This is a genomic window from Lysobacter solisilvae (assembly GCF_016613535.2).
GTDB lineage: Bacteria > Pseudomonadota > Gammaproteobacteria > Xanthomonadales > Xanthomonadaceae > Agrilutibacter > Agrilutibacter solisilvae.
In genome coordinates, this window is the sequence record NZ_CP071518.1 from 3,557,366 (window position 1) to 3,576,533 (window position 19,168).

The 19,168-nt window shown below is 67.9% G+C and carries 22 protein-coding genes; 12 read left to right on the forward strand and 10 right to left on the reverse strand.

Annotation, left to right across the window (positions count from 1 at the left end; all coding sequences use genetic code 11):
- The first annotated feature begins 40 nt into the window (after positions 1-40).
- Positions 41-181 carry a hypothetical protein gene (locus I8J32_RS15690; RefSeq protein ID WP_200613346.1) on the forward strand — a complete coding sequence of 47 codons (141 nt, stop codon included), beginning with the start codon at positions 41-43 and terminating at the stop codon, positions 179-181.
- 50 nt (positions 182-231) lie between these two features.
- On the opposite strand, the gene I8J32_RS15695 is transcribed toward I8J32_RS15690, so the two are convergent.
- Positions 232-1,656: a tyrosine-type recombinase/integrase gene (locus I8J32_RS15695; RefSeq protein ID WP_200613349.1), complete on the reverse strand. Its 1,425-nt coding sequence runs from the start codon at positions 1,654-1,656 to the stop codon at positions 232-234.
- A 464-nt stretch (positions 1,657-2,120) separates the two neighbouring features.
- On the opposite strand from I8J32_RS15695, the gene I8J32_RS15700 reads away from it, so the two are divergent.
- The 7 genes from I8J32_RS15700 (at position 2,121) to I8J32_RS15730 (ending at position 7,399) form a co-directional block, all read left to right on the forward strand.
- A complete protein-coding gene (locus I8J32_RS15700) occupies positions 2,121-2,534 on the forward strand; it encodes a DUF2170 family protein (protein ID WP_245156357.1) in 414 nt (137 codons plus the stop codon).
- 9 nt (positions 2,535-2,543) lie between these two features.
- Complete coding sequence (locus I8J32_RS15705) at positions 2,544-3,293, forward strand: PspA/IM30 family protein (protein ID WP_200613354.1); 750 nt, start codon at positions 2,544-2,546, stop codon at positions 3,291-3,293.
- Positions 3,294-3,318: 25 nt separating this feature from the next.
- Positions 3,319-4,371, forward strand: a complete 1,053-nt coding sequence (locus I8J32_RS15710; protein ID WP_200613356.1) for a potassium channel family protein — start codon at positions 3,319-3,321, stop codon at positions 4,369-4,371.
- On the forward strand, positions 4,368-5,045 hold the full coding sequence (locus tag I8J32_RS15715) for a YjfK family protein (RefSeq protein WP_200613359.1): 678 nt from the start codon (positions 4,368-4,370) through the stop codon (positions 5,043-5,045). Before I8J32_RS15710 ends, I8J32_RS15715 begins: the two co-directional genes overlap by 4 nt.
- A gap of 85 nt (positions 5,046-5,130) precedes the next feature.
- On the forward strand, positions 5,131-5,538 hold the full coding sequence (locus I8J32_RS15720; protein ID WP_200613361.1) for a DUF350 domain-containing protein: 408 nt from the start codon (positions 5,131-5,133) through the stop codon (positions 5,536-5,538).
- Between the two features lie 14 nt (positions 5,539-5,552).
- On the forward strand, positions 5,553-6,167 hold the full coding sequence (locus tag I8J32_RS15725; RefSeq protein ID WP_200613363.1) for a DUF1190 domain-containing protein: 615 nt from the start codon (positions 5,553-5,555) through the stop codon (positions 6,165-6,167).
- Between the two features lie 65 nt (positions 6,168-6,232).
- Positions 6,233-7,399 carry a glutathionylspermidine synthase family protein gene (locus tag I8J32_RS15730; RefSeq protein WP_200613365.1) on the forward strand — a complete coding sequence of 389 codons (1,167 nt, stop codon included), beginning with the start codon at positions 6,233-6,235 and terminating at the stop codon, positions 7,397-7,399.
- A 197-nt stretch (positions 7,400-7,596) separates the two neighbouring features.
- Here I8J32_RS15730 and I8J32_RS15735 read toward each other — a convergent pair whose 3' ends face one another.
- The 9 genes from I8J32_RS15735 to I8J32_RS15775 form a co-directional block, all read right to left on the reverse strand.
- Positions 7,597-7,947 (reverse strand): hypothetical protein, encoded by a 351-nt coding sequence (locus I8J32_RS15735; protein WP_200613367.1) that lies wholly within the window; start codon positions 7,945-7,947, stop codon positions 7,597-7,599.
- Positions 7,948-8,618: 671 nt separating this feature from the next.
- Entirely contained in the window at positions 8,619-9,083 is a 465-nt protein-coding gene (locus tag I8J32_RS15740) for a hypothetical protein (RefSeq protein WP_200613369.1), read from the reverse strand.
- A gap of 557 nt (positions 9,084-9,640) precedes the next feature.
- Entirely contained in the window at positions 9,641-10,105 is a 465-nt protein-coding gene (locus tag I8J32_RS15745) for a hypothetical protein (protein WP_245156358.1), read from the reverse strand.
- The gene (locus tag I8J32_RS15750) at positions 10,102-10,305 is read right to left on the reverse strand and encodes a PspC domain-containing protein (protein ID WP_200613371.1); all 204 of its coding nucleotides are present in this window, start codon (positions 10,303-10,305) and stop codon (positions 10,102-10,104) included. The genes I8J32_RS15745 and I8J32_RS15750 overlap by 4 nt, the downstream gene beginning before the upstream one ends.
- Before the next feature lie 35 nt (positions 10,306-10,340).
- Positions 10,341-10,808 (reverse strand): YfeK family protein, encoded by a 468-nt coding sequence (locus I8J32_RS15755; protein ID WP_200613373.1) that lies wholly within the window; start codon positions 10,806-10,808, stop codon positions 10,341-10,343.
- Positions 10,808-11,284 carry a YbhB/YbcL family Raf kinase inhibitor-like protein gene (locus I8J32_RS15760; RefSeq protein ID WP_245156359.1) on the reverse strand — a complete coding sequence of 159 codons (477 nt, stop codon included), beginning with the start codon at positions 11,282-11,284 and terminating at the stop codon, positions 10,808-10,810. Before I8J32_RS15760 ends, I8J32_RS15755 begins: the two co-directional genes overlap by 1 nt.
- A gap of 101 nt (positions 11,285-11,385) precedes the next feature.
- Positions 11,386-12,456 (reverse strand): class III poly(R)-hydroxyalkanoic acid synthase subunit PhaC, encoded by a 1,071-nt coding sequence (locus I8J32_RS15765; RefSeq protein ID WP_200614426.1) that lies wholly within the window; start codon positions 12,454-12,456, stop codon positions 11,386-11,388.
- A gap of 11 nt (positions 12,457-12,467) precedes the next feature.
- Positions 12,468-13,526: a class III poly(R)-hydroxyalkanoic acid synthase subunit PhaE gene (gene phaE / locus I8J32_RS15770; protein ID WP_200613376.1), complete on the reverse strand. Its 1,059-nt coding sequence runs from the start codon at positions 13,524-13,526 to the stop codon at positions 12,468-12,470.
- A gap of 167 nt (positions 13,527-13,693) precedes the next feature.
- A complete protein-coding gene (locus I8J32_RS15775) occupies positions 13,694-14,335 on the reverse strand; it encodes a CDP-alcohol phosphatidyltransferase family protein (protein WP_200613379.1) in 642 nt (213 codons plus the stop codon).
- Between the two features lie 294 nt (positions 14,336-14,629).
- On the opposite strand from I8J32_RS15775, the gene I8J32_RS15780 reads away from it, so the two are divergent.
- The 4 genes from I8J32_RS15780 (at position 14,630) to dinB (ending at position 19,167) form a co-directional block, all read left to right on the forward strand.
- Complete coding sequence (locus I8J32_RS15780) at positions 14,630-15,037, forward strand: hypothetical protein (protein WP_207526672.1); 408 nt, start codon at positions 14,630-14,632, stop codon at positions 15,035-15,037.
- 9 nt (positions 15,038-15,046) lie between these two features.
- Positions 15,047-16,366 carry a DUF1800 domain-containing protein gene (locus I8J32_RS15785; protein WP_207526673.1) on the forward strand — a complete coding sequence of 440 codons (1,320 nt, stop codon included), beginning with the start codon at positions 15,047-15,049 and terminating at the stop codon, positions 16,364-16,366.
- Positions 16,367-16,379: 13 nt separating this feature from the next.
- Positions 16,380-17,837, forward strand: coding sequence for a DUF1501 domain-containing protein (locus I8J32_RS15790; protein ID WP_200613385.1), 1,458 nt, complete (start codon positions 16,380-16,382; stop codon positions 17,835-17,837).
- A 274-nt stretch (positions 17,838-18,111) separates the two neighbouring features.
- Complete coding sequence (gene dinB, locus I8J32_RS15795) at positions 18,112-19,167, forward strand: DNA polymerase IV (protein WP_245156533.1); 1,056 nt, start codon at positions 18,112-18,114, stop codon at positions 19,165-19,167.
- The last annotated feature ends 1 nt before the right edge of the window (position 19,168 follow it).

A 19,168-nucleotide genomic window follows, 5' to 3' on the forward strand; every position in this document is an offset into this window, starting at 1 on the left:
AGAGTGATCACTTCCAGGCTCTTCAGAGAGGCAAATTGAAATGAAAGTCGATGCCGCGTTTGAGAAACTCCTGCCGCGCGAAGTCTCAAGGACATGGACCATCACCAAGGGCGAGAAGTCAATCGAAGTTGAGATTGTTCTGCTCCGCCGCAGGTTGCTGATCGGGATTTGCACCCGCTAAAGCAACGAAACGTACCGGGGGCGCCCCACTGAGGCGCCCTCTTTTTTGTTCTAGGTCTGGCCGGATTCTATTTGCTCCAAGCCCCCTTTGCGTCCGCGAGGCCTTGCCGAAGCTTTGACACGAACGGTGGCGCCATGCGCCGCCACGAACGAATCAAGCGATTTTCCATAGGACACGTGCGCGATTGCATCCCGCTTGGCCTTGTCCGGCACACCTGCGGAGTACACACCCAAGGTCATCCCCTGCCGCTTGTGCCCCACGATTAGCTGAATTGTCGATTCGGGGACGCCTGCGCCTTCGAGCTGCGTGATGACGGTTCCGCGCAAGGCATGGAAGTCGAGCGCGGGATCATCAATACCCAGCGCACGAATGGCGCGTCCGAAGCGCTTGCCCACGTACCAAGCTCGCTTCTGGTCGGGCCCACCACGAAGAAGTCCCGGAATCAGGAAGCCATCAGGGCTCGCCTTAGCTAAGTGCTTCACCAAGGGTTGGATCGTCGGGTGGATCGGCACCCGACGCACGGCCGCGGCCGTCTTCCCCTCTTTGACTTGGAAGACTGTGCCATCCACGTCGGACACCGCGAGTTCTGCGACCTCCTCGCGCCGCATTCCGGTGTGCGCGGCAATGACCGTCAGGACCCAAACGGGGTCGGCCGTATCTATGCCCCTTAGGACCGTAGCCAACTCCGCAGGCTTCCAAGGCCGGCGGCCCCTGGCCTTTCCGCGCGTGGATTCTTTGATGCTGGCGGACATGCGATCGAACGGGTTCGCATCGATCACGCCGCGCGTTGTGAGCCACTCGAAGAACGCCCGGAGATCACTGACCTCCTTCTTGCGCGTTGTCGGGGACAGGGCCACCGAGGCGCCCTCTGCCGTCTTCCGTGTGCGTCGCTGGATCACGTCGGACACGTAACTCCCGGCCACCTTCCGCGACACCTCGCTGGCCTCTCGGTCGCCCCCAAACCAATCCCGGTATGCCCCGAGGTGCCGCCGCTTGTCTCCGAGGGTCTGGGCCGTGACGCTAGGCGCGCTCTCCTCCAAGTGCCGCTCAATCAGGCGCTCCAAGGTGTACTCCAGGCGACCTCGCATGGCCTTGTATGCCCTGCGGACAGTCTCGGTGGCCTCGGGGGAAAGATTGGGGTCACCCTCGGGGTCAAGGCCCAATGCCTTGGCCTGCCCCTCAAGGAAGTTGTCGGCCGCGGCTTCAAAGGCCGCCTCTGCTTCCCCTTCTGCGCGCGTCCCGCTTTCGACCGCGGCGCGCTCCTCTTTTGCATAGTCCAGCAACGCACGCGCCGCCTCCTCAGGGTTGGCAGCCTGGGCCCGTTTACCAGCCGCCTCCGCTATCTGCGCATGCAAGTCGGCAATGACAGCGTGCTTGCGCTTGCCGGCCTCGACCTTGTCCCGGGTGCCAAGGGATCGAACCAGGACCTTGGCGCCAACAGCGACTTGATGCTCCCGGGGTACGGCCAGTTGCACGTACCACCCCTGCTTTCTTTGCTTCAGGTAGGATGGCGCGGCCACGCTCTAGCACCGGAAGTTAGTACACTTCTCTAGTACACCATGTGGCACCGAAGGCGCAAATGCCTCGGGGAAAAGCCATTTATTGTATTTTGGGTTCGAGTCCCACTTCCGGCACCAGCAAGAAGGCCACGCCCACGGCGCGGCCTTTTTTGTTGGGGGTTCCGGCGGCGCACGTTCCCGCGTTCCCAAGCCGATCCGGGCTCCACCGTTGCCGATTCAGCCGTGCGGCCGGGCGGCGGTCGCCACGAGGCCACCGGCTTGTCTAAGATGCTACCGGCCCCTCGCCGCCAGGCAGGGATTGATCAGGCGCAAGGGCCCGCCGGATGTCACCGACCCGCAGCGTGCGACCACTCGCCGCGGTCCGCTCGCGCAGCGGTGCGCCCCTTCCCCTTGCCCCACCATGCGGACCCGGAGGTCCAATGTTCAGCACCATCGAAATCCACCAGCAGCTCAGTGACCGCTACGCCGCGGACGAGCAGATCTCCCTCGAGTTGTTCGAGGGCGCGGAGCCGGCGATCAACCTGACCCTGCACGAGTTCGGCGACATGCAGGTACAGCTGGCCGCCTACGGCCACCAGATCCTCGTCTCCACCGTGCTGGCGCCGGCCGAGCGCGTCCGCGATGCCGCCGGGCTCAACGAGGCCTGCCTGCTGCTCAATCCGCTCAACCCGCTGTCCAACCTGGGCATCGTCGAGCGCGACGGCAAGCGGGAGTACGTGGTGTTCGGCGAGCTCTCGGCCGCCTCCGACATCGACGCCATCGACGAGGAGATCCGCACGCTCGCCGCCAACACCATCGATGCCGCCGAATCACTGCGGCATTTCTTCGCCTGAGGCCTGTCCATGAGCATCATCAACAAGCTGTTCACCCTGTTCCGCGGCACCGCCCACGAGGCGGGCCAGGCGGTCGTCGACAACAACGCCATCAAGATCCTGGACCAGGAAATGCGCGACGCCGGCACGCAGCTGGCGCGCTCGCGCGATGAGCTGACCAAGCTGATGGCGCAGAGCAAGCTGTCGCAGGGCAAGCTCGACGCGCGCGCCGCCAAGATGGCCGAATTCGGCCGCTACATCGAGGGTGCGCTCGGCAAGGGTGACCAGGCGCTGGCGCTGGAAGTGGCCGGCAAGCTGGCCCCGCTGGAAACCGAGCAGAAGGCCGAAGCGGCCTCCAAGCAGGCCCTGGACCGCTCGATCGCAACGCTGAAGGACACGATCAAGAAGACCGAGCTCCGCCTCAACGGCATGCGTACCCAGATCGACCAGGTCAAGGCGACCGAAGCCGTGCAGCGCGCGCAGGCCGCGATCGCCCAGCGCCACGCCGGCACCAACAGCCAGATGACCTCGGCCCTGGACTCGCTCGCCCGCATCCAGGAGCGCCAGGCCGAGAAGGCCGCCCGCATCGAAGCGGCCGAGGAACTGGAAGCCGACGCCGGCGATGGCGACCTCAACAAGCGCCTGGCCGCCGCGGGCCTGCTGACCGACAGCAGCGACGCCCATGCCGTCCTGGCGCGCTTCTCGCAGCCCAAACAGCTGACCCACGAGAACACCACCACGGTGCACGCCCTGCCGGCGCCGGACCACACGTCCAGGTAAGCCGGCCAGTACCAGGGGAAGTTCCGTGATCGTGATCGGCCGACTCGTCCGCTCATTGCGCCGCCACATGCGGCGCGTGAGCTGGACCGCCGTGTTCCTCGCCTACCTGGCGCACCTGCTGCTGACCTGGGCGCTGCTGGCGCTGGCCGGGGAATCGAAGCTGGTCGCGCCCGATGCGTTTCCCTACTACTACATGACCACGGCGACCACGATCGGTTACGGCGACCTGTCGCCGTCGACGACCGCGGGCCGCTACATCGTGGCCTTCCTGCTGATGCCGGGCGCGGTGGCATTGTTCGCCGCGATCCTGACCAAGACCAGCGCCTCCCTTCTTCTGTTCTGGAAACGCCACCTCATGGGAAAGATGAGCTACGACATGCAAGGGCACACCGTGCTCGTGGGCTGGCGCGGCGCGGAGTCCGTGCGCCTGGTGCAGCTGCTGCTGTCGGACACGGCGACCGACGATGAAGGCATCGTGCTGGTCGCGGAGGGGCTGAGCGAGAACCCGCTGCCCGACCAGATCCGCTACATCGCCGTCCCCTCGTATGCCGACGGCGCGGGCTACCAGCGCGCTTCGCTGCCGCAGGCCGGGCGCGTGATCGTGCATACCGCCAGCGACGACCAGACCCTGGTCGCCGTGCTGGCGATCAAGGCGCTCAAGCCGACCTGCCATGTCGTGGCGCACTTCGATTCGACCTCGGCGCTGAACCTGGTGCAGGCGCATCATCCGGACGTGGAATGCACCCGCCCGCTGACGGTGGAGATCATCGCCCGCGCGGCGCAGGACCCGGGCTCTTCGCTGGTGACGCTGGACGTGCTGTCGGCGTCCGACGCGGGCACCACGCAGTTCAGCATCGAGGTGCCCGCGGGCGTCCAGGGTTCGATCGGCGAACTGGCGACGGCGTTCCGCAACGAGGGCGCCATCCTGCTCGGCTACCGCGCCTCCGGCAGGGTGCCCCCGCAGATCAATCCGCCCGCCGACACCCGCATCGGCCCCGGCGCGACGCTCTACTACCTGCGCGACTGCCGGCTCGAGCGGAACCGCATCTTCGCCGCAGCCCAACGGGTGCCGGCATGAGCCTGTTCGACCGGCTGCTGGGCCGCAAGCCCGCGGCGCCGGCGATGCCCGCGTCCTTCGAACGTGGTGCGATCGGGCACGAACTCCCGCTCGGCCTGCGCATCGGCGGCCGCGTCAGCTTCGACCGCACCATGTACCGCGTCGCCCCGGACGCGATGACCGCCGAACTGCCGGACGGATTCCAGGGCATCCCCTGCTACGGGTACATCAATCTCGGCGACGGCTACGCCCTGCATCGCTTCTACCTCGACGACGACGCCTTCCTGCAGGTGTCCACCTGCGCGGGCGAAGTGGAGGCGGTGAAGGCCTTCGTCTTCCATGAGACGGTCAACCCGCCCAGCAAGCAGGCCTTCCAGCAGTTCGTGCTGGAGCACGCCCACCTGGGCGCGCCGCAGATCCAGTACGCCGGCCGCCAGTGGTTCCGCAGCACCCAGTCGACCGATGAAGCCGGGCGGATCCCCGCGATCTGCTACGACGAGGTGCTCTACCGGCACACGCCGCCGCGGCGCGACGACGACCTGACGCACTACGCGATGCTCTATCGCCGCGACGTGCCCGAACTGGAGCGCGAGGAGTTCCTGCTGGTCACCGCCGAGGACTCCGGCCCCAACGAGTTCTGCATCACCTATGCGGTCGGCGTCGACCTGGGCCAGGCGGACTTCGACGTCACCTGATCCAAACCGCTTCAACAGTTCAGTCGCGGTCGCCACCGCGCCATCTCACCCCACCCATCCTTCAATCCACCCTCAAGGGACATCCATGCAAGCCGCAATCTCCGCGCAGTCGTTCCTGGCCTTCCTGGCCTACTTTGGCCTGGGACTGGCTGTTCTGATCGCCGCCATCGCGATCGTCACGCTGATCACCCCCCATCGCGACATCACCCTGATCCGCGAGGGCAACGTGGCCGCCGCCACTGCCTTCGCCGGCTCGCTGATCGGCGTGGCGCTGCCCCTGCACGCGGCGATCAGCCACTCGGTCAGCCTGGTGGATGCGCTGATCTGGGGCGTGGTCGCCGCCGTCATCCAGGTCATCGCCTACCTGATCGCGCGCGCCATCTCCGGCCGCATTTCCAGCCAGATCACCGAGGGCGTGAGCGCCGCGGGCGTGTTCTCCGCCGGCGTGGCCATCGCCGTGGGCCTGGTCAACGCCGCCGCCATGACGCCCTGAGGCCCCGTACGAACATGAAGCGATCAAGTAATCTCCGCCTCACGCTGATGGCGGTCGCGATTCCGGCGGCCCTGGCCGGCTGCGAATCGGCCCCGACCGGCCAAGTCCTGGCCGACGCGCACGACTGCGACCTGCAGACCGAAGTGGCCCCGCTCGAATGCCGGGCCGAGTACGACAGGGCCCGGCTCGAGCATGAGCGCATCGCCCCGCGCTTCGAGAGCTCGTCCCAGTGCAACGAGCAGTTCGGCCAGTGCACCGAAATCACCAACGAACTCGGCCAGCCCAACTGGATCCCGCCGATGACGGGCTTCCTGCTGGGCTATGTCGCCAGCGACCTGGTGAACTCGCGTCGCGAAGACTGCCGCCGCAACCCGGATCAGTCCGACTGCCGTACCGGCGGTGGTGGCTACTACCGGATCGGGGGCAGCTCGCCGCTGTATCGCGATTACCGCTCCGGCGACTACCTCAAGCCGAACGGGGACGTCGCTTCCGACCGCCTGGGCAAGGTGACCGGCAAGGCCGGCAATACCGCGCCACCGGCGCGCGCCATCACCATCTCGCGCTCCGGCTTCGGCTCCTCCTCGGCCGCGCGCAGTTCCTTCGGCGGCGGCGGCCGCTTCGGCGGCTGAGCCTGCGGGCCCCGCCGCCACGGCGGCGGGTTCTGCATCCGCACCGCAACTTCATCGAGTACACCGTGCAACGCATCCGCATCGCGCCGCGCCCCGACTGGAAACAACAGGCCGAACGCCTGGGCTTCCATTTCCACACCATCGACGGCGAGGCCTACTGGGACGAGTCGGCCTACTACGCCTTCACCCTGCGCCAGATCGAGGAGGACATCGAGCCGGCCACGCAGGAAATCCACGACATGGCGATGGGCCTGGTCAACGACATCGTCGGTTCGGAAGAGCTGCTGTCGCGCCTGAACATCCCGGCCACGCACTGGGACTGGATCCGCGACTCCTGGCGCACGCGCGAGCCGCATCTTTACGGCCGCATGGACCTGGCCTACGACGGCCGCGGCCCGGCCAAGCTCTACGAACTCAACTACGACACGCCCACGTCGCTCTACGAGTCAGCCTATTTCCAGTGGGTCTGGCTGGAGCAGCAGATGGCGGCCGGCCAGCTGCCGGCGACCGCTGACCAGTACAACATCATCCAGGAACACCTCCTGGAAGCGCTGGCCACGCTGGCGCGCGGGGGCCTGATCCACAAGCGCATGCATTTCGCCGCCGTCCGCGACAGCGTCGAGGACCGCGCCACGGTGACCTACCTGCGCGACTGCGCCCACCAGGTCGGCATCGAGACCCGCGAACTGGCGATCGAGGACATCGGCCTGAGCCAGGACGGATGGTTCACCGACGTCGACGACACCGTGATCCGCACGATCTTCAAGCTCTACCCGCTCGAGTTCATGATGGTCGAGGAATTCGGCGCCGCGCTGACCACCGGCAAGCTGCAGCTTATCGAACCGGCATGGAAGTCGGTGCTCAGCAACAAGGGCGTCCTGCCATTGCTGTGGGAACGCCACGCGAACCATCCCAATCTGCTGCCGGCGATGTTCGCGTCGAGCGCTGATGCCACACCGGCAGGCTGGGTGCGCAAGCCGCTGCACTCGCGCGAGGGCGCCAACATCGAGATCGTCACCGCGCAAGGCCAGGCGATCCGGTCAGACGGCCCGTACGACGACGGTCCGGCGATCCTGCAGGCGTTCCATCCCCTGCCGGAGTACGAAGGCAACCATCCCCTGGTCGGCAGCTGGGTGATCGCCGACCAGCCGGCCGGCATCGGCATGCGCGAGGACGCGCATCTGATTACGCAGAATACGTCGCGGTTTTTGCCGCACGCGATTATTGGGTAATTGGGCGATCCGGAGTGCCCGTCCCGTGAGGGCGCGAGATCCACTTCCGGAACCTGATACATCGAGGATCGGACTAGACGTGGGTCGACAGCCCCATGGCCAACTTCCGGCACCTATAAAAAATGAAGGGCTCGCGAGCAATCGCGGGCCCTTGCTTATGGGCGACCCGAATCCGATTTGAGTGCGAACTGTCGGGCCTATAGCCCGAGCACCACCCGGATGTATTCGCCTTCCGCCGAGAACACGTAAGTTTCAAAGCCACCTTCAAGGGGCGTGCAAGCAGGTGGGTCGCCCGCAACCAATGCCCTGGAGGCGATCACCTCGATCTGATCGTTTGCCCCATGGCGCAACTGCAAGTTGCACTCGACGTCGGTTGGTCGACAGGTAGCCGCGACGCGGCGCTCCACAAACTTGACCGCCTTGATCTCGCCGGCGCTTGTCGGGTTTACCGGTGGGTTGTCGCTGAAGCACAGCTGCGGCTTGCTGGACCACGAGGCGCAGCCAGACGTCGCGATGACCATGCCTGCAATGGCGAGGCATTTGATCATCTTTGAGACACCGTCTTCTCGAGCATTCGTCATCGTAACTGCTGGCGGCTCAGGACTTCTGGCGTTGCCGGTCCCCACTCTGCGGCAGCCTATCCAACCGCTCCTGCTGCCCGGCGGGATCTTCCCGCAGGCCGCCTTGCCTGCCCGAATACCTGGTTCGCCTTCGCGAAGCCGAAAATGGTCTTCCCGAATCCAATTCCGGTCTTCCCGAATCCTTTTTCGGTCTTCCCGAATCCAATTTCGGTCTTCCCGAATCCGTTTTCGGTCTTCCCGAAGCCTGCAGAGGACTCGCGAAGACCAAATCAGTATTCGGGAAGGCAAATTTTGTATTCCGGAAGACGAAATCCGGATTCGCGAATCCAATTCCGGTCTTCCGGAATCCCTGGCGGCTTGCGGGAGTCCTCCACAGGCTTCCGGAGTGCTCCCAGCTCTTCCGGAGTCCTCGACAGCCTTCCGGAGTCCTCGACAGCCTTCCGGAGTCCTCCCCAGCCTTCCGGAGTCCTCCACAGCCTTCCGGAGTCCTCCCAGCCCTTCCGGAATCCTCCGCAGCCTTCCGGCAATGTCTCCCGCCCGTCCGGGGGCCCTCGCCCGTCGGCACTGGCACCCCCCAGAACAAAACAGGCCACCCGAAGGTGGCCTGCCCGATCACATCCAGTGGTAACGCCGCGCGGTCAGCTCTGCGGGTCTTCCTCCACCCGGCGCGACTTGCTCCAGCGTGCGGCCAGTTCCTTGCGCAGGCCTTCCAGCCCGTGGGCGGCGCTGGCGATCTTGATGTGGTTGTAGCCTTCCAGCGCCGCTTCCATCGCGTCGCTGCCCAACGCGCCGACGGTGTCGTCCAGGCGGGTCATCAGGCGCCGCATCTGCTCGAACACGGGGCGCAGCTTGTCGTGCGCGTCCATGTCCTGCTTGGCCGCCGCCAGGTCCAGGCTGGCCGGCACGATCTGCGGGTTCTGTTCCAGTCCGCGCAGGGCCAGCCGCACGAACACTTCCGACTTCGGACCCATGTGGCTGAGCGAGCGGCGGTCGGCCGGGTCCAGCGAGATCAGGCCCGGCAGGGCCGCCTCGATCTGCGCCAGGCCGGCCAGGGCCTGCGCCACCTGCGCCTCGGATACCGTCAGGGAAACCAGGTTCTGCATGACTTTCAAACTCCATTTGAATGCATGGATCGGTCCAGGCGTCCGCCTGGCCGCGCCCCGGGTGTCGGGGCGGCAAGGAGTTTGGCATCTGCAAAGCGCGTGGGATCGCCCGGATACAAAGCGGTACACGCTGGGACAATTCGATACAAATGGCCAGGGGGTGCGGCTGGCCGCTGGGGGGGTCGGATCCAGCTAGCGTCATTGCTGGACGATGCGCGCGCCGATCGATCAGGTGCGCGGCGATCGGCGGCCCCCATCCCAACCTTCCCCCGCAAAGCGGGGGAAGGGGCTGATCCACGGCGTTCCTGAGTCGGTCCGCCAGACCAAATAGAGAAGGCCCAGTTTCGATGAGGTTTGACCCTCACGCGACTGAGCCTTCCGTGCCGGAGCGGTTGCAACTGGTTTTTCAACTCCAGTTACTTGTTCTCCGACGCCTGCGAGAGTACGCGATGGTGCGTTAGCGCAAAGTCAAGGCGACTGGAGAAATTCCGCAAGCCGCGCGCTGCAAGTGGCTGTGCGGTGGTGCCCGGTCGCACACCGTTCACCGGCGCCTGCATTCAGCCGCGCCGTCCGTCCGCCGGACGGCTCCACGGCCACCACCCCGAGCCCGTCATCGCGTAGCGGTCGGCCGCGCGCTCGAAGCGGTTGCGCACGCTCACGCCGCCACTGAGCAGGTACAGCGGCAGGAACAGCACGCCCAGCGCCATGTACTGGTAGACGTGCGCGCGTTCATGGTCGGCCAGCAGAATCGGATCGTCGACGCAGTGGCCGGCGCGATGGGCGTAGGTGACGCAATGCTGGTCGAGCGAGTCGCCGGTATGCAGGATCACGTTGCCCAGCGTCAGCGCGCCGCCGGGGCCCCAGGGCCAGCGATGGAAGACCAGGGCCAGGTCCTGCGGACGCCAGTGGCAATGTGCGCCGAAGCACATACCCACGCCGCCGGCGATCAGGCCCAGCAGGGTGTTGGGCGACGCCCACAGGATGCCCAGCGCGTTGATCAACGGGCGCGGATTGGAATTCAAAACCCCTCGTCGGGCATCAGCAGCCAGAGGATCAGGTAGACCACGATGCCGGGGAAGGCGACCGACGCGATCGACAGGAGCACGAACGCGATGCGCACCAGGGTGGAATTCCAGCCGAAGCGGCGGGCGATGCCGCCCATGACGCCGGCCAGCAGGCGATCGTCGCGGGAACGGGACAGGGAACGGGTCATGTAGGTCATACGCCCAAGGTGCCGCGCGGCCAGTCTAGCCCGCGTCAACGGCCGGTGGGCGGCCGGCGCAGGGCCTGGAGCCGGTCGCGCAGCCACCTCGCCGAGGGCTGCGCGGCCTGGCCGGGACAGCGCACCTGGTAGGCGCGGCCGGTCATGCTGCTGCGGCTGGCGCCGTCCTCGATGAACTGCTCGGCCGAGACGATGCGGTCGTGGTCGCGCAGCCACTCGTACTTCCGGCGCAGGTGTTTTTCGGCCTCGGCGGCGTCATGCCAGCTGCCGTTGCGCTGGAAGCTGCAGCCCGAGCGGCCGAGCTGGGCGATGAGGTGTTCGATTTCGCTGCGTGCCGCCGCGGCCGGCACCGGCGCGGCGGTCGCGGCCTGCGCTGAGGCGGCCTGCGATGGCGGGGCGTGCGCAGGACCGGCGTGCGCCGACAGCGCCAGCAACCCGCCCGGCAACGCGGCCAGCAGGAGCCACGTCGGGAGGCGCCTGCGCCCGTCGCGGCCTGGACGCATCAACGCCCCGTCTTCTGGTAGGTGCCGACCAGTTCGGCGCGGGCCAGCACGTGGCCTTCCATCGCCCGCTCCAGGCCGGCCTTGTCCAGCACCGGCTCGGCGGGCAGCTCGATGTCGAGGGCGTAGAGCTTGTGGAAGTAGCGGTGCCGGCCGACCGGCGGACACGGCCCGCCATAGCCCGTGCGGCCCCAGTCGTTGCGGCCATCGCGCGCGCCGGTGGGCAGCTGCGTGCTGGCGCCTTCCTCCAGCGCGGCGACGTCGGCCGGCAGGTTGTAGACCACCCAATGCACCCAGGTGCGCTGCGGCGCGGCCGGATCGGGGGCGTCGGGGTCGTCGACGATCAACGCGAAGCTCTTGGTGTCGACGGGCACCACGGACCACGCCAGCGGCGGCGAACGGTCGCCGCCTTCGCAGGTCAGCTGCCTGGGCATGTCGCCGTTGGCGACGAACGCGCTGGATGTCAGTTGCAGGCTCATGGCAGGACCTCCATCGGTGGAACCGGACGAGCACGCGGACAGCATCACGGCCGCAAGCATGAACCCGCCGGCGCGGACGGCGACCGTCGCGCGCCGCGCCATCAGCTCGAGCGCTGCGCCAGCCACTGGTGGATCGCCTCGGGCACTTCGCGCTGCGCCCGGCTCGACACGTAGATGCCGATGTGGCCGCCGCGGAAGGACAGTTCGCTGTAGTCGTCGCTGCCCACCAGGCCCTTGAGCGCGCGCGAGGACGCCGGCGGGACCAAGTGGTCCTGCTCGGCGAAGATGTTGAGCACCGGCATGTCGACGTGGGCCAGGTCCACCGGACGGCCGCCGATGCTGATGCCGCCGTTGACGAACCCGTTGGCCTGGTAGAACTGCTTGGCGAACTGGCGGAAGGCTTCGCCGGCCTGGTCGGGCGAGTCGAAGATCCACTTCTCCATGCGCAGGAAATCCTCCAGCGCCTGCTTGTTGTCCAGGATGTCGACCATGCCGACGTACTTCTGCACGAACAGCCGCCACGGCTTGAGCGTGAGATAGGTCCAGTTCATGACGTCGGCCGGGACATTGCCCAGGGTGTCGACGAAGGTGTCCACGTCCACGCCGCGCACCCAGTTGGCCAGCATGTTGTCGCCGACGTGGAAATCCACCGGCGTGACCATGGTGACCAGGTTGCGGACCTTCTTCGGGTTGAGCGCGCTGTAGCACAGCGCGAACGCGCCGCCCTGGCAGATGCCCAGCACGTTGACGGCGTCGAGCCGGTACTGGCCGCGCAGGTAATCGACCGCGCCGCCGAGGAAGCGCTGGATGTAGTCCTCGAGCTCCAGGTACCGGTCGGAACGGTCCGGGTAGCCCCAGTCGAGCACGTAGACGTCCTCGCCGCGCTCCAGCAGGCCGCGCACGATCGACTTGTCGCTCTGCAGGTCCACCATGTAGGGACGGTTGACCAGCGCGTAGCTGATCAGCAGGGGTACCTTGGCGGTCGGCGTGCGTTCGCCACGGAAGCGGTACAGCGCCACCTTGCCGTCGCGCCACACTTCCTCGCGGGCCGTCGCGCCGTAGGTGACGTCGTCCACCTCATGCAGCGTCTCCAGGCCGGCGCGCAGCTTGGCCTGCACGTTCATGGCCTCCTGCGCGAGGGCGTCGGGCGAGAAACCGAACGGGCCGTACAGATCGCCGCTGCTCATCGTGCGCTCCCCTTCCTGGCGGCGGGCTTGCCGTTGGACTTGCCGGCGGACTTGCCGCCAACCTTGTCAGTGGACTTGCCGGTGGACGGGCCGGCGGCCTTGGCGGGCTTTTCAGCGGGACGCGCGGTACCGGACGGCGATGCCGACTGCGTGTCCGCTGCAGTGCCCGCACGCGCGGGGGCCTCGCGCTGCAGGGCGTCGCGCATCCGCCGCACTTCGCGCTCGAGCTGGACGATCTTGCGGTGCGCCGCGTCGATCTCGGTGCGCGTGGGCATGCCCAGCAGGTCGCAGGTCTGCTCCACTTCGCGCTGCAGGGCGCCGCGCACGCGCATCTGCGCGTTGACGTACTCGCCGTAGGTCTCGCGGAAGCGCGGCGACAGGGCGATTTCGGCGTAGGCCTCTTCGGCCGCGTCGATCCACAGGTCGAACAGCGCGCGTGCCGAGGTCAGCTGCCGGCCCGGTTCGCTGCGCTCGGCCAGCTTGTCCTCGAAGCGGCGCAGCGCCAGCTGCATCGTCTCGGCCATCAGGGCGTTGTAGGCGTTGGTTTTGTCCTGCAGCTCCAGCTGCGCCTGCGCCAGCGCCTGCAGGCGCTCCTGGTGCTCGCGGGCGAAGCCGAAGGCCGGCAGGCCCAGCCAGCTGCGGCCATCGCGCTGCATCGACTGCAGTAGCGGGGCCATCTGCTGCATCCACTGGTCCACGCCGTGCTGGCCCGGGCCGGACATGCCCTTGAACAGGTCGGCCATGCCCTGCCCGCCCAGCATCTGCTTCCACGCCGAGGCGATGTCGGCCGGCGCCGCGTTCTGGCCGGCGAAGCGCGCGGCCAGCTGCTGGATCTGCCCGTACCAGTCGCGGGCCTGGGAGTTGAACCGGTCCACCGCGTCGTCGACGCCGGTGTTGGGGAAGCTGCCGGCGCCCTTGGCCATCTGCGACCACCAGGACATGGCGTCGTTCCAGTTGGGCATGGCGGGTTGCGCCGGCGCGCCGGCGGTGCGCATCGCATCCCCCCAGGCAGTCCAGTACTGGCGCGTGAGGTTCTCGAAATCGTTCTGGGCCATTGCATCCTCCGTGGATACGGAATGATAGCAATGCGAATGTTGCGGTCCGTGCAGGGGCGCCTGGCCGCACGGGGCGGCCGGCCTCCGGGGCGTCGCTTCAGGGCCTTCTTTTCAGGCCCGTCGCGTCAGGGCCATCGCTTCAAGGCCGTCACTTCAAGGCCATCTCTTCAGGGCTTGGGAATGTGCAGCGTCTTGCTGATCATCAGCGAGCCCGAAAGCGCGAACATCAGCACCAGCGGGTGGAACTGCCAGGGGCCGAGCTGGATCATGCCCAGCCACACCTGGTCGCCGATCGCGCCCTGCATGGCGGCCACGGCCAGCACGACCACCAGCAGCAGGCTGGTCGGGATGGGCGTGCCCTCGAAGTACTTGACCTTGTCGCCGCCGCCGGACAGCTGCTCGGCGGTGACGTTGTAGCGCGCCAGGCGGCTGACGCCGCAGCCGACGAAATAGCTCAGCACCGCCCAGTCCCAGCCGCCCTGCAGGCCGCACGCGTAGGCCAGCGCGGCCGGGGCGACGCCGAAGGAGATCACGTCGGCCAGCGAATCCAGTTCCCGCCCCAGCGTGGAGGAGGACTGCCGCCAGCGCGCCACGCGCCCGTCGAGCGCATCGAAGATGAAGGCCGCGGGGATCAGCGCCATGCCGATCAGGAGGTCGCGCACCACGCCATCCTGCAGGAAGCGCATGGCCGAGAAGATCGCGCCCGTGCCGCAGAACGCGTTGGCCAGCGTGAACCAGTCCGCGAGATGGAAGCCGCGGATCATGGAGAAATGGCGCGACTGCCTGGGCGTTCCGGAGGGCTCGTTCATGGACCGATCGTGCCAAGGCGGCCCCGCCGCCGCAAGCGGCCGCGCACCTGCGTGCCGTGACAGGCACCCGTGCGGGCACCAGGGCAGGCGCAATGGCAGGCGAGTTGGCAGGTGAGATGGCAGGCACGATGTCGTCACGCCATGCACACTTGGGGCCGGCGCCCGGGGTGGTTCTGTGACGCGCCGCACGCCGGTCCTTTCGCACCGGTTCTAGCCTTCGTGGCGCAGTTGGGGATGAACCCCTCGGGATGGATGCACCTTATGGATTCGATGTCTGCGTGGGACCGCGCGCGCATGCGCGACCTGCTCCGCAAGCGCTACGGCACGCTGGGCCGGCCGTTCTCCTCCACCCCGCAGGCACGCGACGGCCAGGTCGTCACCGCCACCGGTGAGCTGCTGACCACCAAGCGCGACACCGGCGGCGGCCTGCGCCCGGACACGCTGACCCTGCCCGTGGCCCCGGTCGCCGTCCGCGCGCTGGGTCACCTGAGCTACGGCGCCACGCCGGCGTCGATCGCCCAGTTCAACGCGCTGGGCGGCACCGACACCGACCGCGTCGCCAATTACGTCGAGTGGCAGCTGGACTGGTCGTCCATCGACGACAGCGCGCTGGACACGCGCCTCGCCAATGCCGGCTACACCACGCTGGGCAAGAACCTCACCCAGCTGTGGGCCGACCATGTCGCCTCCGACCCGGCCTAGGAAGTCCGCATGCGGCCGGCGGTGGAAGTGCAGCGCGCCTCGTTCGTGCGCGCGGTGCATTCGCAGCGCCAGCTGCGCGAGCTGGCGGTCAACTTCTGGCACGACCACTTCAACGTGACCGCGACCGAGGGCGAGGCCGGGCCGGTCTACGTCCACTTCGACCGCGACGTGCTGCGCCAGCACGCCTTCGGCAATTTCCGGGCGATGCTGGAGGCCGTGGCCCGCAGCACCTCGATGCTGTACTACCTGGACAACGCCGACAACACGCGCGCCGGCCCGAACGAGAACTTCGCCCGCGAGCTGCTCGAACTGCACACGATGGGCGCCGAGCACTACCTGGGCTTCACCGACCCGTTCGACATCCCGCCCTGCCCCGAAGACCCGACCTTCCCCTCGGGCTACTGCGACATCGACGTCTACGAGACCGCCGCCGCGTTCACCGGCTGGACGGTCAAGGACGGCCACTGGGAATTCCCGTCCGAGAACGACGGCAACTTCGTCTACCGCCAGGCCTGGCACGACGCCGGGCCCAAGTTCGTGCTCGGCAAGCTGCTCAATCCCGAGCAGCCGGCGATGAAGGACGGCCGCGACGTGCTCGACCGCCTGGCCGCCCACCCGTACGTGGCCCGCTTCATCTGCACCAAGCTGGTCCGCCGCTTCGTCAACGACACGCCCGACCCGTCGCTGGTCACCAGCGCGGCGGCAATCTTCCGCCAGCACTGGCAGTCGGCCGACCAGATCGAGCGCGTGCTGCGGCACATCCTCACCACCGGCGCGGTGATGAACAGCTGGGGGTACAAGCGTCGCCGTCCGTTCGAGGCGATGGTCGCGGCGATGCGCGCGATGGGTTGCGACTGGACGCTGCGGCTGGGCCACGACAAGAGCAACGAATTCATGTGGCGCATGGGCTACACCGGCCACCTGCCCTACGAATGGCCCGCGCCGAACGGCTATCCGGACATCGCATCGGCCTGGTCGGGCTCCAACAGCCAGGCGATGACCTGGAAGATGCTCAACTGGCTGACCGAAACCAGCGACACCGGCACGCCGCTCGCGCCGATCCTCGCCGTGACCCGTGCCAACGTGGCCTCGTGGACCGCCAACAACCTGGTCGACTACTGGTGCGGCCGCCTGCTGGGCCGCCTGCCGACGCCGGCGCGGCGCCAGGCGCTGGTGGCCTTCATGGCGCAGAACGGCGCGGCGGCCAGCTACGTCATCGAGGACACCGACGCCTGGAACGGCAACGACCTCAAGCGCCACTACAACCACCAGCGGCTGCGCAGCATGGTCTCGCTGATCCTGATGTCCCCCGAATTCCTGGGTCTCTGAGAGGACCGCCACGATGAGTTTCAGTCGACGCGAATTCCTCAAGGGCTGCTGCGCCAGCACGGTGCTGGGCGCCGGCGGCAAGCCGCTGATGATCTTCGCCGGCGACGCCGGCAAGCTGGCCGCCAACCCGCACGACACGATCGTGCATGTCTTCCTGCGCGGCGGCATCGACGGCCTCAACCTGGTCGTGCCGATCGACGGTGTCGATCGTGGCCACTACGAGCAGGCCCGCCCCAACCTGGCCATCGACGCCAGCGGCACCTACGGCGCCCTGCCCCTGACGCTGGCCAACGGCGCGGCCACCGGCTTCGGCCTGCATCCGTCGGCCACCGGCCTGCGCGACCTGTGGGCCGCCCAGCGCATGGCGATCGTGCACGGCTCGGGCCTGCCCGAAGCCACGCGCAGCCATTTCGACGCCCAGCTCTACATCGACCTGGGCACGCCCGGCGCGAAGGGCGGCAACAGCGGCTGGATGACCCGCGCCTGGAACATGCAGCCCGGCGCGACCGGCACCGAGAACATGCCCTCGCTGGGCGTCAACAGCCGCCAGCCGGTGTCGCTGCTGGGCTCGACCAAGGCCCTGGTGATGGCCGACCCGGACGATTTCGCGCTCGATTCGGGCGCCTGGGCGTGGCAGCGCACGCGCGGCGACTCGCCCGCGGGCCTGCGCGGCGTCAACGAAACCCTCGCCGCGATGTGGGCGGGCCAGACGCCGCTGGAAATCAGCGGCCAGGGCGCCGACCGCGCCCTGAAGGTGATCGCCACCCAGCCCTACGGGACTCTGCCGGCCGGCTGGCCCACGGGCGGTTTCGCCCAGCAGTTGTGGACGGTGGCCCAGTCGATCCAGTTCAACCTCGGACTGCGCTACGCCACGCTCGACCTGGGCGGCTGGGACACCCACGACGGCCAGGGCACCGCGGGCTCGGGCTGGAACTACTACCAGAACAAGATCAGCGAACTGTCGGCCGCGCTGACTGCCTTCCACGCGGCGCTGGACGCGAGCGGCCACATCGGCCGGGTGACGGTGGTCGTGCAGTCCGAGTTCGGCCGCCGCGTGCGCGCCAACGCCGCCGGCGGCACCGACCACGGCTACGGCAACCCCTTGCTGGTGCTGGGCGGCCCGGTCAACGGACGCCGCTTCTACGGCACCTGGTCGGGACTGGATCCGGAAGTGCTGTCGCCCTACTACGGCGACGTGCCGGTCACCACCGACTACCGGCGAGTGCTGTCGGAACTGCTGGTGCGCCGCATGGGCAATCCCTACCTGGGCCACGTGTTCCCCGGCTACGCGGGTTATTCGCCGCTGGGCATCGTCCAGGGCACGGACCTGGCCATCAAGTCGGGGCTGCATCCGGCCACCGCCGCGCCGTCGGCGATCGCACGGCCGGGGCGGCGCGCGCTGCCGGTGCATCGCGACGATGCGCTCGAGCGGTTCTGGAAGTTCCTGCAGTTCCTGATGTCGCGGGTGTAAAGCAGTCGATCCGGCTCGTCATCCCCGCGAGCGCGTGCGTGGAGGCGGGCTTTAAGCAGCAAAGCTGGTCACCCGTGGAGAGGAAGTCCCTGGATGACCAGCTTCGCTGTTGAAGAGCGCTTCCCGCGTTCGCGGGGATGACGAACTGACCGCGAGCCTGCGGCCAGCCTGTTTGCGACGGCGGCCTCACGCACGCCACGTCGCGCCTGCTGCGCCGGCAAACACCTAAAATGCCCTGGTGGACTCCCCGCCCCGCAAGATCGTGCACGTCGACATGGACGCGTTCTACGCGTCAGTGGAGCAGCGCGACGACCCGACGCTGCGCGGACGCCCCGTCGTCGTGGCCTGGCGCGGCGCCCGCTCGGTCGTGTGCGCGGCCAGCTACGAGGCGCGGGTCTTCGGCGTGCGCTCGGCCATGCCGGCCATCCGCGCCGAGCGCCTGTGCCCGCAGGCTGTGTTCGTGCCGCCGGACTTCGTGCGCTACAAGGCCGTCTCGCGGCAGGTGCGCGAGATCTTCGCCCGCCACACCGACCTGATCGAACCGCTCTCGCTGGACGAGGCCTACCTCGACGTCACGACGACGAAGACCGGCCTGGCGACGGCGACGGAGACCGCACAGGCCATCCGCGCGGCGATCCGCGAGGAAACCGCGCTCACCGCCTCGGCCGGCGTGGCGTCCAACAAGTTCCTGGCCAAGATCGCCAGCGACTGGCGCAAGCCCGATGGCCAGTTCGTCATCCGTCCGCACCAGGCGCTCGCCTTCCTCGAGCCGCTCCCCGTCGGCCGCCTGCCCGGCGTGGGCAAGGTGACCGAGGCGCGGCTGGCGCAACTGGGCATCGCCACCGTCGGTGATGTGCGTACGATCGCCCTCGAAGTCCTGGAAGGCCACTTCGGCCGCTGGGGCCGCCGGCTGCACGAGCTGTCGATGGGCATCGACGAGAATCCGGTCGAAAGCGAGCGGCCGACGATGCAGATCTCGGCCGAGGACACCTTCGAGCACGACCTGCCGCTGGAGGAGATCGAGCCGCACATCCGCCGCCTGGCGCAGAAGACCTGGGCCGGCTACGAACGCGAGCGGCAGTCCCGCGCCGGACGCATCGCGCGCACCGTCGTGCTCAAGCTCAAGACCGCCGACTTCCGCGTGCTCACCCGCAGCCTCACGCCGGCCAGCGTGCCCGCCTCGGAACTGCAGCTGGCCGACATCGCCTGCGAACTGCGCGCCCGCGTGGACCTGCCGCACCGCACCCGCTATCGCCTGGTGGGCGTGGGCCTGTCGGGCTTCATCGATCCGGACAGTTCGGCCGAGCAGAGCGACCTGTTTGCGGGCTGAG

Coding starts and splice junctions, on each gene's coding strand:
- I8J32_RS15740 (WP_200613369.1), bottom strand. CDS start 9,083: ATGCAGAACCTGGTTTCCCTGACGGTATCCGAGGCGCAGGTGGCGCAG.
- phaE (WP_200613376.1), bottom strand. CDS start 13,526: ATGGCCCAGAACGATTTCGAGAACCTCACGCGCCAGTACTGGACTGCC.
- I8J32_RS15755 (WP_200613373.1), bottom strand. CDS start 10,808: ATGCGTCCAGGCCGCGACGGGCGCAGGCGCCTCCCGACGTGGCTCCTG.
- I8J32_RS15790 (WP_200613385.1), top strand. CDS start 16,380: ATGAGTTTCAGTCGACGCGAATTCCTCAAGGGCTGCTGCGCCAGCACG.
- I8J32_RS15725 (WP_200613363.1), top strand. CDS start 5,553: ATGAAGCGATCAAGTAATCTCCGCCTCACGCTGATGGCGGTCGCGATT.
- I8J32_RS15785 (WP_207526673.1), top strand. CDS start 15,047: ATGCGGCCGGCGGTGGAAGTGCAGCGCGCCTCGTTCGTGCGCGCGGTG.
- I8J32_RS15735 (WP_200613367.1), bottom strand. CDS start 7,947: ATGATCAAATGCCTCGCCATTGCAGGCATGGTCATCGCGACGTCTGGC.
- I8J32_RS15720 (WP_200613361.1), top strand. CDS start 5,131: ATGCAAGCCGCAATCTCCGCGCAGTCGTTCCTGGCCTTCCTGGCCTAC.
- I8J32_RS15705 (WP_200613354.1), top strand. CDS start 2,544: ATGAGCATCATCAACAAGCTGTTCACCCTGTTCCGCGGCACCGCCCAC.
- I8J32_RS15750 (WP_200613371.1), bottom strand. CDS start 10,305: ATGACCTACATGACCCGTTCCCTGTCCCGTTCCCGCGACGATCGCCTG.
- I8J32_RS15715 (WP_200613359.1), top strand. CDS start 4,368: ATGAGCCTGTTCGACCGGCTGCTGGGCCGCAAGCCCGCGGCGCCGGCG.
- I8J32_RS15690 (WP_200613346.1), top strand. CDS start 41: ATGAAAGTCGATGCCGCGTTTGAGAAACTCCTGCCGCGCGAAGTCTCA.
- I8J32_RS15775 (WP_200613379.1), bottom strand. CDS start 14,335: ATGAACGAGCCCTCCGGAACGCCCAGGCAGTCGCGCCATTTCTCCATG.
- I8J32_RS15700 (WP_245156357.1), top strand. CDS start 2,121: ATGTTCAGCACCATCGAAATCCACCAGCAGCTCAGTGACCGCTACGCC.
- I8J32_RS15780 (WP_207526672.1), top strand. CDS start 14,630: ATGCGCGACCTGCTCCGCAAGCGCTACGGCACGCTGGGCCGGCCGTTC.
- I8J32_RS15760 (WP_245156359.1), bottom strand. CDS start 11,284: ATGAGCCTGCAACTGACATCCAGCGCGTTCGTCGCCAACGGCGACATG.
- dinB (WP_245156533.1), top strand. CDS start 18,112: ATGGACGCGTTCTACGCGTCAGTGGAGCAGCGCGACGACCCGACGCTG.